This is a genomic window from Maribacter halichondriae, assembly GCF_027474825.1.
GTDB lineage: Bacteria > Bacteroidota > Bacteroidia > Flavobacteriales > Flavobacteriaceae > Meishania > Meishania halichondriae.
Genome location: NZ_CP107030.1, coordinates 3,100,106 through 3,111,422 on the forward strand (window position 1 = coordinate 3,100,106; position 11,317 = coordinate 3,111,422).

The window sequence follows — 11,317 nt, forward strand, 5'->3', positions numbered from 1 at the left end:
CCATGGACAAACCAACTGCGAGCCCATCCTTCTTAAAAAAATTACTTGCAGTGGTTTTGGCTTTTGGCCCCGGTTTTTTTGCTATAGGTTATACCATAGGTACAGGCAGCGTTACTTCAATGATCGTTGCAGGTAGTACGTACGGAATGCAGTTATTATGGGTGTTATTGATCAGTTGTGTTTTTTCAGGCTTATTGATGTACGCATATGGCAATTATGCTTTGATATCCGGAGAAACAGCACTCTTTGGATTCAAGAAAAACATCAAGGGTGGAAAGATAATCGCCATTCTCATCATTATAGGAATTTCCTTCGGACAATGGAATTCTTTGATGGGTATTTTGGGTATCTCGGCCAATATTATTTATGAAATTTTCCTAATCTATTTTCCGCAATTGGAAGGTTTCAGATATGAAACAGTACTGATTGTCGCCATTGTGGTTATTGCCATCATGTATGCTCTATTGTGGGTCGGAAAGTATACCTTTTTTGAAAAAATCCTGGTCATTTTCGTCACTATCATGGGACTGTCGTTCATCATTTCCCTTTTTATGGTCTACCCATTACCCATAGAGGTCGTCAAGGGTTTGATTCCCTCAGTTCCCCAAGTGGAAGGAGGTAAAATGATGGTAGCTGCCTTTGTTGGTACGACCATGGCAGCGGCAACCTTCTTGTCGCGCCCCCTATTTATACAAGGAAAAGGATGGACCATTGAAAATCGAAGTCAACAAAAAAAGGATGCCATAACAGCTGCGATTTTGGTGTTCATTATCAGTGCCTCCATTATGGCCGTTGCAAGTGGCGCGCTCTTTCATCAAGGTCAACCGGTGACCAAAGTATTGGATATGGTAAACACTTTGGAACCAGTAGCTGGTAAATTTGCTTTGACGTTATTTTTCTTTGGGACACTGAGCGCTGGACTTTCGTCTATTTTCCCCTGTTTGTTGATTGCACCTATATTACTCGCCGACTACCAATCAGGTGAATTGGATACCAGTTCAAAACAGTTTCGCATCATAACCGCGATTGCCTGTCTGTTCGCATTGATCGTTCCCATTTTCGGTGCGAATCCTATTGAAATGCAGATCATGTCCCAAGTTTTTAATGTATTCGTTTTGCCCATTGTGATTGTCGGAATACTGCTGCTGATAAACAACAAGAAAATCATGAAAGGCCACAAGACCAGTATATGGATAAATATTGGCTTAATGGGAGCCCTTCTTTTCGCTTGTGTAATTTCTTATAACGGGGTTTTGGCGTTGTTTGATTTCTTTTAGCGAAGTTGCCTTCTATAAATGTTGTTTATACTGGATTTCATCCTAGTCCGGCTTTAGATAGGTATTACCTTGGACTCTAGTCCATTTTACAAAAACCTATTTTCTATCTTTGTCGAATGGTCAAAAAAGACATTTTAGAGCAGGTTGACAAGGGGCTTATGCTTCCCTTGATGGAAGAATTCTACACCATTCAAGGAGAAGGATTCCACAAAGGTACGGCAGCATACTTTATTCGGGTAGGTGGGTGCGACGTAGGCTGTCACTGGTGCGATGTCAAGGAAAGTTGGAATGCCGATACCCATCCTCCAACGTCCATAGACCATATTGTCGAGAATGCCGCAAAATATTCAAAGACGATTGTCGTGACCGGTGGAGAACCCCTGACTTGGGATATGGGACCATTAACAGACTCCCTGAAGGCCGAAGGACTACAGACCCATATCGAAACGTCTGGCGCATACCCTCTGACAGGTACTTGGGACTGGATATGTTTATCCCCAAAAAAAAACAAGCTGCCAGAAAAGAAGATTTACGACGAAGCACATGAACTGAAAGTCATTGTCTATAATAAGCATGACCTGATTTTTGCCGAAACCGAAGCTTCAAAAGTCAACAATGATTGTATGCTGTATCTACAGCCAGAATGGAGCGTACGCGAGAAGGTTACTCCACTAATAGTGGATTATGTGATGCAGAACCCCAAATGGAAAGTTTCGTTACAGACCCATAAATATTTGAACATCCCCTAGGAAGAAGAGTTGATTGTAATTTGTAGTATTTAAGTAAGAAGAAGACAAAAAGACCGAAGTTTCTTAATTATTTTATGTTTTTTTCGAACGTCTTAATCTGTCAAACTGAGTTTGTCGAAGTGCTAAACGTCACTCCTCAATTCCCTCCGTTCGCCTGAAGATCTAAAATACACTCTGAACTTATTTGGGGTACGGCGGCATTTCCTTTCGCCACATTCTGTTTTAGCATGTTAAGAACGCTCTGCCCTGTCAATGAACATGCAGAAGAAAGTTCGCCGTTATTGTTGTTTTTCGCAAATTTTTGGCTTTTGTTCGAAAACCCGGTAAACTGAAGTTCGGCGCGCATAAGACAACCTTCTTGGTTACAATGGTTCTTGGCATCTACATCTTCATGGTCGTTGACCATAGGGCTGCCCAAATTGACAAGTCCGAAAAGGTGGCCGAATTCATGGTTGAGGGTCGCCGTCTCCACATCTGAATTTGTTATAAGTGGGCTTTGTCCTGCCAATCTACGAACGGTAATCTCATGAATGACCATTGAAGTATTTCGATAGACTGCACCAAGTGTTACTAAACCTTCATCCTCATCATCCTCGCTTGAAGGTGCGTCGGCGAAATAAATATATACGGCCAATGCATTTCCTTTATTATATGCGGTACGGTTTTCACTTTCGAGATCAGCAATTTTCTGAAGCTCAAGACTTTCAAGGTTGGGGGACTCCAGTTCCGTGTATACCATCTCGATTTGATCCTTGAATGTATGTTGCTTTAAAAAACCGACAAAAGCGTCCATTGAGGCTTGTGTGGGCCTAAAACCGGTTACGTATGCAATCTCAACGAGCATTTTGTCAAATTCATCATTTGAAAGTATATCGTTGGCCGAATCGCCCGTTCCCAATAAATTGGCAGTCTTGTCTATGATGACTTCTTTTTCAGGTTCTTGGACATTATCATTTTTGGAGCATCCAAGAAGTACACTAAAAAATAAGATCAAGGCAATAATGGAAGAATAGTTTCGCATTGGAGCTATTTTTTTATTAGGTAACGCAAAAAACGTGCCTAGTAGTATTACATACGTGTCAATCTTGCTAAATAGTCGTAATGTTCACCGGTCATTACAAGTTCACAGTGAAGATTATTTGCTTCCGCCGCACGCCGTAAGGTATTGAAATCACAATACAACCACCAAAACCGCTCACTTTTCTGGTTTTTGTATTCCATGGTGAATTCCACTTCACCGTAATAATCGCTGTTGTCGGGTAGCCATCGGCCACCTTCTTCATCTTCATCAAACATATAAATTATATCACTTGAATCGACTAGAATTTGTCCCTCAGGACTTAGAATGGATTTCAAGTGGGTCAGAAAAGGGTCGAGTTCAGATAGTTTTCCGGCCAGACCCAAACCGTTCATCAACAATAATAAGGTATCGTGTTTTGCATCATTGTACTCATAGAGACCACTATGTGCTGTGTTGGTTATACCTCTTGCCTTGCAGGTATCAATAGCACCTTTTGATGAATCCAGGGCCGTCACATCAAAACCCTTTTTTTCTAGGTATAAAGAATGACTTCCCGATCCGGCACCAATGTCCAAGATGCTTCCTTGGCATAGTTCTAAAGCTTTTTTCTCAAGTGTCGGCATATCTTGAAAATCCCTAAAAAGATAGGGTAGAGGTACAATATCCTGCTCGCCGAATGATGAATAGGTGGTGATATCTTCGGAATATGCTCCATTTTTATAATCCCACAAGGCCTTGCCAATAATATCCATAAAGGGCACTTTATGATTTGCATTGCAAAAATGCCTTTTTTGTCGATTTCTTGGTTAGTTTTGATAGGATAAAATTCGAAAATGGATGAAGTTTTAAGACAGCTTCCGGGCAGTGCTAAGGAAAGACATGCGGAGAATAAAAAATTCTTTGGGAAACTTCGGAAGAAACCGCCCAAGAATTTGGATTATTTGATGCAGGAACTGCATACGGCAGAATTTCAAAAAACCGATTGCCTGCAATGTGCCAATTGTTGTAAAACCACGGGCCCACTTTTTACAAATGCCGATGTGGAGCGTATTTCCAAGCACTTTCGAAAGAAACCCCAACAATTCATTGAGGCCTACCTACAAATCGATGAAGACAACGACTATGTATTGCAACAAGTTCCGTGCACTTTCTTGGGAAGCGATAACTATTGCACGATTTATGACGTGCGCCCGAAGGCCTGTCGTGAATTTCCGCATACCGACCGGAAGAAGTTCCAACAAACAAAAAATCTGACATTAAAGAATGTAGCTATTTGTCCTGCTGCCTTCAATATTGTGGAGGAGATGAAGCGAAGATTGGATAGTAAACAGTGAGCAGCTACCAGATAATAGTAAACAATTAGGTAGTAAAAGGTATAGTCAAAAAAGTTCTGTGCTTGCACTTGAGCTTGTACTTGCACTTGAATTTGTATTTTTAAGCTATGGAATCAATTATACAATATTTTGAAACAATTCCTTCCTGGCACCGCTCTTTGATACTTGTCGGGGGAATCACTTTTTTCTGGTTGTTGGAAGGAGCGTTGCCACTTTTCGCATTTAAATACAAAAAATGGAGACATGCCCTGCCAAACTTCTTTTTCACCCTGACCACCATTATTGTCAATTTTGCCTTGGCATTTTTGCTTCTTAAAACTTCGGATTGGACGGTCAAGAATGATTTTGGAATTATCAATTGGCTGCCCGAAATACCTCTATGGGCATACATAGTGCTTGGTGTATTATTGCTGGATTTAATCGGTGCCTATCTCGCACATCTGGTCGAACATAAAGTCAAGCCTCTTTGGATGATTCATTTGGTGCATCATACGGATCACCATGTCGATACCACCACAGCAAACCGGCACCATCCGTTGGAGAGCGTCATCCGATTTGTTTTTACGCTCTTCGGAGTCTTTCTCATCGGAATCCCTATCGGTATTGTCATGTTATATCAATCCCTCTCTTTGGTGGCTACCCAATTTGGCCACGCCAACATCAAATTGCCCAAAAAAGTGGATAATATATTAAGTTGGGTAATCGTTTCGCCCGATATGCACAAAGTCCATCATCACTATGTGTTGCCTTATACCGACTCCAACTATGGCAATATTTTTTCTATATGGGACCGCATTTTTGGCACATTTATGAAATTAGACCGTGAAACCATTGTTTACGGGGTAGATACCTTTCCTGATGAAGTCGAGAACGGAAGTATCAAAGGACTTCTAAAACAGCCTTTTCATAAATACAGGAAGCCGACCAATGTGTCCCTGGATAAGTAGCGAGAACCGACCAATAATGATTATTATCAATCTTGTTATTAGTCTTAGACCGATAGCTTTACTGAGCTCTGGTTGTTTTTACCCTCACTTTTAAAAGAAAAATAATTCCCTCCGAATAGTTCACCTTTTCCTTAAGGCGTTTCACTAGCCAATTTGGTCGTTTCACTTAAAATCTGACTTTTTTGGCTTGGTTTGCGCCCTACATTTGTTCAAGAAATCAGGCAATAATTTTAAAACGGATCATAATTTAAAAATCAATTATCATGAAAAAAGCAAGTGTATTATTAGGGACCGGAGTACTAGCTCTTTTGTTATTATCCTTTGCAGGAAAAGACAGATGTGAAAAATCAAAAGAGAACCATGAGGCAAAAATTGCCCTGAACGGACTACAACAACCTTTCGCAGATGAAGCGCTTTTGTCACTGAATACCGAACCATTGAGCCTCAATGAAATTACGGTTATCGAATTTGAGGAAGAAATCGATTTAGGTTTTGACACGGCTGAATATTTGCCCGAAGGCTTCAACCCATATGAAGGTATGGTCTTGAATATTGATGACATCGAATTGGTGGAATTCGAAGAAGAAATCGACCTCGGTTTTGACACGGCCGACTATCTTCCAAAAGGTTTTAATGCCTATGCGGGAATGGATCTTGATTTCGAAGAAGTATTTTCAGACTTAGATCTAGACGACATATTGTATTTTATCGAGGAAGAAGAAATCGATCTCGGATTTGACACTTCAAAATATCTTCCAGAAGGTTTTGATCCATATGCCAAATAAAAAACTCATGGTCAAAATGGGCAAGCCTTTAGTTTACACTAGGGGCTTTCCTTTTAAAAATGCCTTACTGATTCGAAAATCGTGTCTGTTCAACAACACAAAACTATAGCAAAGCAGTATATTTAAACAATACTATCATGAACGTCACTTCTATTTCAAGGGTCAAACAATCGCAGCTCATTAAGATATCGCTGTTGGTCTCACTTCTGTTGTCGCTGCCCAAAACGATATTCATCTACAGAATGATCGAGCATGGAAAAATGGACTTTTCAGAGGTCGCACCGTCCGAGTTCATACTTCAATTTTTGTTTTTCTTTCTTTTCTCATGGGTCGTATTGCAAATAAGCGCCAATTGGGCGTATCAATTTATTCAGACTCATGCAATACGAATATTAACTAACATAGCAATCGGGATTGTTGTTTTAGTCTTGTTTCTGCAATTGCTTGTCTATATCTATCCATTTTTTACAGATCAAGCCATATCCAAGGAAGAGCGAGGTTTTTTGTCTTTCAACTACGCCACTATTTTGATTATTTTATTTTTTGTGGCAAGAATTCTGAGGCTTCAGATAATACAGAAAGAAAACCTGTTGGAAAACGAACAATTAAAACAACAGAACCTTCAGAACGAACTTACCGCACTGAAAAACCAGGTCGATCCCCATTTTTTGTTCAATTCCTTAAATTCATTGAATTCCCTGATTCGTGATAATAAGGAGGCTACGGCCTTTGTAACCAAACTATCGTTTATGTACCGTTACATTTTACAAAGCGGTGATCGAGATCTAGTTTCGGTCGAAGAAGAATTGAAGTTTTTGGAAAGCTATATTTTTTTGATAAAAACGCGGTACCGAAATCGTTTTTCCATTGAAATGGATATCGATGCAGCGGATCTTGAAAAAGAAGTCCCACCATTGGCGCTGCAACTTTTAGTTGAAAACGCGGTAAAACACAACGAGATTTCGGAGTCTCATCCGTTACAGGTTAAAATCTACTCTAAGGATAATGCGATCTTTGTGGAAAATACAATTCGGCCAAGAACGACCTTGGCCGAAGGTACGGGCAACGGACTTACAAATTTGGATAAACGTTATTATTTATTGGGAAAACAAAAAATGAACGTTACCACCGAGAATAATATCTTTTGTGTAAAAATCCCTTTATTGAAAACTTCATGAAAGTACTGATCATAGAGGATGAAATTTCAGCCAGCGAAAATTTGGCCTATCTCCTCGGGAATATTGACGAGACCATTGAGGTAGTAGAAGTGCTGGACTCCGTAAAGGCATCGGTGGCATACTTTGGCCAACCTAGGGATATCGATCTCGTTTTTTCGGATATACATTTGGCTGACGGACTTTCTTTCGAAATATTCGACCAAGTAAAAATCGACTCGCCAATTATTTTTACTACTGCCTATGATCAATATACACTCAAAGCATTCAAATTAAACAGCATCGACTATTTGTTAAAACCCATCGACGAAGAAGAACTTTCCGCAAGTCTAAAACAGTTCAAGGGGCAAGTCAAAAGGGAAGGGTTGGTCGATGACCAAGTCACGGGTTTGCTCAACTTGATAAAAACCCAAAATAAAACTTATAAAACTACTTTTTTGGTCAGCCTTAGAGATGAGTTGATTCCCTTGCCCATCGATCAGTTGGCCTATTGCTATATTGACACGGGCGTAGTCAAGGCGAAGACACGGAATAATCAAATATATTCGTTAGACAAAAAGTTGGAGGATGTAGAAAACGAATTGAATCCCGAAATTTTCTGTCGCGTCAACCGGCAATTCATCATCTGTAAAAATGCCATTTCGAATATCAAATACTATTTTGGCGGAAAGCTAATTGTGAACGTGCTGCCTCCTTTTGAAGAACGCATCATAATCAGCAAGGCAAAGGCCCCTGAATTTAAGAAATGGATGGATTCTTGATTGGTTTTTATAGCGAATTCAATTCAACGTCCGAAACTCACTCGGCGAATGCCCTACCCTTTGTTTAAAGAGTCTAGTAAAATGCTGTGGATATTTAAAGCCAAGTTCATACGCTATCTCACTGACCGATTTATTGGCGTCGAATACCCTTTCTTTGGCTACTTCAATAAGTTTGTTCTGGATATTCTCCTGAGCCGATTTTCCGGTTTCCTTTTTCACAAGGTCCCCAAAATAGTTGGGTGAAAGGTGCAATCGCTCCGCAAAATAGCTTACTGAGGGCGTGCCATGTTTTTGCGGTTTATCGGATGCGAAGTATTGGGTCAGCAAATCCTTAAATTTCTCCAAGGAACCTATATTTTCAATTTCCCGTGTCAAGAATTGGCGATCGTAGAAACGTGTACAATAATCTAAAAAAAGTTCAATATTGGCCACTATCAGTTTTTTACTGTGCTTGTCAATGGTCTGTTCCAACTCGAACTGTATTTTTTCCAACAGGCTCAGGATTACCTTGCGCTCTTTGGCGGATAAGTGCAGTGCCTCATTACTTGAATAAGAGAAAAAGCTGTACCCTTCAATTTTCCGGCCCAACTCCGTACCCAACAACAAATCGGGATGAAAAAGCAATGCATACCCTTTCGGAACAAAATCGGGATCATAACCACCGAATTCTAGAGTTTGGCTCGGGCCAACGAAGACCAGGGTTCCCTTATCGTAGTCGTAGGGTTTTCCTCCATACCTTATCTTACATCCCTTGGCATCCTTTAAAAAAATAGCATAACAGTTAAAACGAATGCCATCGTATCCAATAATACTCTTTCCTTTCTCATCTACCTCTTTAAAATCGACGATACCCACCAAAGGATGCAAAATCTCCTTTTTTCTCAGCGCGAGGTAATTCCCCACTGTATTTATATCTAGAATGTTCTTCATGGGTTATTCTAATTTTTCGTTAAAGATAAGCCATTGATTATCGGTAAATCAAGCAGCTTTTCTGAATTCAGTAATAATGGTTGGTAAATCCGTAATCCGGGTAGGTGCATTGCAAATAATGGTTCATATTTTTGAAAAACCGGAACTGAAATACTAATTATCATCCAATAAATAATAATCGAAATGAGAACATTGCTAATCGGAATCTTTTTAATCGCACTAGGCACCAGATCCTTCGCTCAAGATGCCACTATCGAACAAGAAATCAAGGAACTTTCCAAAGCGAAATGGCAATGGATGGCAGACAAGGATGTGGACAAACTTGCAGACCTATTTCATGACAAGTCCCGATTCGTACACATGAGCGGGTCTTGGAAAAAAGACAGGGAATTGGAAATCATTGAAACAGGAAGTATTTGGTACAAAAAGGCCGATGTACAAGATGTTGTTGTAGAAGTTTTTAGCGATGATACTGTTGTCCTTTGGAACCGAATTACGTTAATGGCCCATGTTCGTGGCAATGATGTATCCAATGAATTTACGGTAACCGAATTCTATAAAAAAGAAGGGGATTATTGGAAATTGTTAAACCTAACGTTCAGCAGCGTTCGCGACACCCATGAAATTGCTCATTAATTCATCAATATATTATACCATGCACAAAAGAATAATTATTGTCTCTTTATTTTTTCTTTTCATCGGGCAAGTTGTCTTGGCTCAATCCGCGGACATAGAAAATGAAATTACCGAACTCTCCAAGCAAAAATGGCAGTGGATGGCCGATAAAAATACGGATAAGCTAGCCGAACTTTTTCATGACAAGGCCAAATTCGTCCACATGGGTGGTACTTGGGGCAAAGACCGTGAGGTCGATATCATCAGAAGCGGTGGTATCCATTATAAAAAAGCCGATGTTCATGAAATCATGGTGGAAGTTTTAAATGAAAACACCGTTATTCTTTGGAACCGGATTACCTTGCTTGCCGCCGTTGGACCTAATGAAGTGACCAACCCTTTTATGGTAACCGAGGTCTATGTAAAAGAGGAGAATAATTGGAAATTGGCCGATTTGACATTTAGTAAATTATTGACAAGGGAATAAAAAAATCTCGGAACTATGCCCAAATGGGTAACACATGTTCTTTTGATTTTAGCCTGTCTGTTCGGTCACAATACCAATGGTCAGGTGGAACAGCATGCCGCTTTGGTTTCTGAAAAAACCTTGATCATCTATCTCTCCCGAACAAACAACACAAAAGTCATTGCAGAAATAATCCAAACAGAAGTAGGCGGCGATTTGGTAGCCCTGGAACTGGAAACCCCCTATCCAGAAGATTATGATGCCATCGTAAAGCAAGTGGCCGAGGAAAATGAAACGGGATTCTTACCACCGCTGAAAACTAGTATTGACATTTCGAGATATGATACGATTTTCTTGGGATTCCCGACTTGGGGCATGCAGTTGCCCCCACCTTTGAAAAGTTTTTTGTCAGCTCATGATTTGAGCGGTAAAACTATCATTCCGTTCAACACCCATGCGGGATACGGAGTTGGAAGTGGATTCAAAACTACCGAAGAACTATGTAAAGGTTGTTCAATTTTAAAAGGTTTTTCCATAAGGGGAGGTATTGAACGTGATGGTATTTATTTGGTCATAAAAGGAGAAAAGAAAATGGAGGCCACGTTGGCAATAAAGTCTTGGTTGAAGCAAGTCAACATCCAAACCCTCAATTAATAAAACGCAAAACTTTAACACAATTTGTGAAAAATTGTTTGAATTGTGTCTTTTTAGGCATATGAAAATTCAGTAACTTCATCACAATCATTTATATACACTATAATCATGGCAACATTCAATCTAAAAATCAACGGAAAAACCCAGGAAGTCGATGTCAACCCGAACACACCCATGCTCTGGGTATTGCGGGATCATCTGAAACTGGTTGGAACAAAATACGGCTGTGGCATCGCACAGTGCGGCGCGTGTACGGTGCATTTGGACGGTGTGGCTGTTCGGGCATGTATGACGACCATATCGGCCGTTGGCAATCAAGAAGTCACCACGATTGAGGGACTTTCGGAGAACGCCGACCACCCGGTGCAAAAAGCATGGTTGGAGGTCGATGTACCCCAATGTGGCTATTGCCAAGCAGGGCAAATTATGACCGCGGCGGCTTTTTTGGAAAAGAACTCGAATCCTTCCGATTCGGAAATCGAGATGGCGATGAACGGCAATATCTGCCGATGTGGTACGTATACACGTATCAAAAAAGCGGTGAAAATCGCCGCTAAAACGGCCAATGTGTGATTGAAGTAGTGGATAATTGTTCCTGCTTTA

14 protein-coding genes are annotated in these 11,317 nt (G+C 40.4%); 11 read left to right on the forward strand and 3 right to left on the reverse strand.

The annotated features are described in order from the left end of the window. Window positions 1–2: 2 nt before the first annotated feature. Together N8A86_RS14380 and N8A86_RS14385 are read left to right on the forward strand one after the other, a co-directional pair. Entirely contained in the window at window positions 3–1,277 is a 1,275-nt protein-coding gene (locus N8A86_RS14380; protein WP_273566025.1) for an Nramp family divalent metal transporter, read from the forward strand. Window positions 1,278–1,393: 116 nt separating this feature from the next. Beyond that, window positions 1,394–2,026 (forward strand): 7-carboxy-7-deazaguanine synthase QueE, encoded by a 633-nt coding sequence (locus tag N8A86_RS14385; RefSeq protein WP_273566026.1) that lies wholly within the window; start codon window positions 1,394–1,396, stop codon window positions 2,024–2,026. A gap of 136 nt (window positions 2,027–2,162) precedes the next feature. On the opposite strand, the gene N8A86_RS14390 is transcribed toward N8A86_RS14385, so the two are convergent. After that, window positions 2,163–3,047: a hypothetical protein gene (locus tag N8A86_RS14390; RefSeq protein ID WP_273566027.1), complete on the reverse strand. Its 885-nt coding sequence runs from the start codon at window positions 3,045–3,047 to the stop codon at window positions 2,163–2,165. A gap of 47 nt (window positions 3,048–3,094) precedes the next feature. Continuing rightward, window positions 3,095–3,799 (reverse strand): methyltransferase domain-containing protein, encoded by a 705-nt coding sequence (locus N8A86_RS14395; RefSeq protein ID WP_273566028.1) that lies wholly within the window; start codon window positions 3,797–3,799, stop codon window positions 3,095–3,097. Window positions 3,800–3,880: 81 nt separating this feature from the next. On the opposite strand from N8A86_RS14395, the gene N8A86_RS14400 reads away from it, so the two are divergent. The 5 genes from N8A86_RS14400 to N8A86_RS14420 all read left to right on the forward strand — a co-directional run bounded on the left by N8A86_RS14400 (window position 3,881) and on the right by N8A86_RS14420 (window position 8,049). Continuing rightward, window positions 3,881–4,381 carry a YkgJ family cysteine cluster protein gene (locus tag N8A86_RS14400; protein WP_273566029.1) on the forward strand — a complete coding sequence of 167 codons (501 nt, stop codon included), beginning with the start codon at window positions 3,881–3,883 and terminating at the stop codon, window positions 4,379–4,381. A gap of 107 nt (window positions 4,382–4,488) precedes the next feature. Continuing rightward, window positions 4,489–5,328 carry a sterol desaturase family protein gene (locus tag N8A86_RS14405; RefSeq protein ID WP_273566030.1) on the forward strand — a complete coding sequence of 280 codons (840 nt, stop codon included), beginning with the start codon at window positions 4,489–4,491 and terminating at the stop codon, window positions 5,326–5,328. Window positions 5,329–5,591: 263 nt separating this feature from the next. After that, on the forward strand, window positions 5,592–6,113 hold the full coding sequence (locus tag N8A86_RS14410; protein ID WP_273566031.1) for a hypothetical protein: 522 nt from the start codon (window positions 5,592–5,594) through the stop codon (window positions 6,111–6,113). 137 nt (window positions 6,114–6,250) lie between these two features. Continuing rightward, on the forward strand, window positions 6,251–7,291 hold the full coding sequence (locus tag N8A86_RS14415) for a sensor histidine kinase (RefSeq protein WP_273566032.1): 1,041 nt from the start codon (window positions 6,251–6,253) through the stop codon (window positions 7,289–7,291). After that, the gene (locus N8A86_RS14420) at window positions 7,288–8,049 is read left to right on the forward strand and encodes a LytR/AlgR family response regulator transcription factor (protein WP_273566033.1); all 762 of its coding nucleotides are present in this window, start codon (window positions 7,288–7,290) and stop codon (window positions 8,047–8,049) included. Before N8A86_RS14415 ends, N8A86_RS14420 begins: the two co-directional genes overlap by 4 nt. 18 nt (window positions 8,050–8,067) lie before the next feature. Here the strand turns inward: N8A86_RS14420 and N8A86_RS14425 are convergent, their stop codons facing one another. Further along, on the reverse strand, window positions 8,068–8,979 hold the full coding sequence (locus N8A86_RS14425; RefSeq protein ID WP_273566034.1) for a helix-turn-helix domain-containing protein: 912 nt from the start codon (window positions 8,977–8,979) through the stop codon (window positions 8,068–8,070). 183 nt (window positions 8,980–9,162) lie between these two features. Between N8A86_RS14425 and N8A86_RS14430 the strand changes: the two genes are divergently transcribed. The 4 genes from N8A86_RS14430 to N8A86_RS14445 all read left to right on the forward strand — a co-directional run bounded on the left by N8A86_RS14430 (window position 9,163) and on the right by N8A86_RS14445 (window position 11,287). Continuing rightward, window positions 9,163–9,615 carry a nuclear transport factor 2 family protein gene (locus tag N8A86_RS14430; protein WP_273566035.1) on the forward strand — a complete coding sequence of 151 codons (453 nt, stop codon included), beginning with the start codon at window positions 9,163–9,165 and terminating at the stop codon, window positions 9,613–9,615. 19 nt (window positions 9,616–9,634) lie between these two features. Further along, on the forward strand, window positions 9,635–10,081 hold the full coding sequence (locus tag N8A86_RS14435) for a nuclear transport factor 2 family protein (RefSeq protein WP_273566036.1): 447 nt from the start codon (window positions 9,635–9,637) through the stop codon (window positions 10,079–10,081). 15 nt (window positions 10,082–10,096) lie between these two features. Continuing rightward, complete coding sequence (locus N8A86_RS14440; RefSeq protein WP_273566037.1) at window positions 10,097–10,714, forward strand: flavodoxin family protein; 618 nt, start codon at window positions 10,097–10,099, stop codon at window positions 10,712–10,714. Window positions 10,715–10,822: 108 nt separating this feature from the next. Then, on the forward strand, window positions 10,823–11,287 hold the full coding sequence (locus tag N8A86_RS14445; protein ID WP_273566038.1) for a (2Fe-2S)-binding protein: 465 nt from the start codon (window positions 10,823–10,825) through the stop codon (window positions 11,285–11,287). Window positions 11,288–11,317 lie beyond the last annotated feature (30 nt).

Coding starts and splice junctions, on each gene's coding strand:
- N8A86_RS14380 (WP_273566025.1), top strand. CDS start 3: ATGGACAAACCAACTGCGAGCCCATCCTTCTTAAAAAAATTACTTGCA.
- N8A86_RS14385 (WP_273566026.1), top strand. CDS start 1,394: ATGGTCAAAAAAGACATTTTAGAGCAGGTTGACAAGGGGCTTATGCTT.
- N8A86_RS14390 (WP_273566027.1), bottom strand. CDS start 3,047: ATGCGAAACTATTCTTCCATTATTGCCTTGATCTTATTTTTTAGTGTA.
- N8A86_RS14395 (WP_273566028.1), bottom strand. CDS start 3,799: ATGGATATTATTGGCAAGGCCTTGTGGGATTATAAAAATGGAGCATAT.
- N8A86_RS14400 (WP_273566029.1), top strand. CDS start 3,881: ATGGATGAAGTTTTAAGACAGCTTCCGGGCAGTGCTAAGGAAAGACAT.
- N8A86_RS14405 (WP_273566030.1), top strand. CDS start 4,489: ATGGAATCAATTATACAATATTTTGAAACAATTCCTTCCTGGCACCGC.
- N8A86_RS14410 (WP_273566031.1), top strand. CDS start 5,592: ATGAAAAAAGCAAGTGTATTATTAGGGACCGGAGTACTAGCTCTTTTG.
- N8A86_RS14415 (WP_273566032.1), top strand. CDS start 6,251: ATGAACGTCACTTCTATTTCAAGGGTCAAACAATCGCAGCTCATTAAG.
- N8A86_RS14420 (WP_273566033.1), top strand. CDS start 7,288: ATGAAAGTACTGATCATAGAGGATGAAATTTCAGCCAGCGAAAATTTG.
- N8A86_RS14425 (WP_273566034.1), bottom strand. CDS start 8,979: ATGAAGAACATTCTAGATATAAATACAGTGGGGAATTACCTCGCGCTG.
- N8A86_RS14430 (WP_273566035.1), top strand. CDS start 9,163: ATGAGAACATTGCTAATCGGAATCTTTTTAATCGCACTAGGCACCAGA.
- N8A86_RS14435 (WP_273566036.1), top strand. CDS start 9,635: ATGCACAAAAGAATAATTATTGTCTCTTTATTTTTTCTTTTCATCGGG.
- N8A86_RS14440 (WP_273566037.1), top strand. CDS start 10,097: ATGCCCAAATGGGTAACACATGTTCTTTTGATTTTAGCCTGTCTGTTC.
- N8A86_RS14445 (WP_273566038.1), top strand. CDS start 10,823: ATGGCAACATTCAATCTAAAAATCAACGGAAAAACCCAGGAAGTCGAT.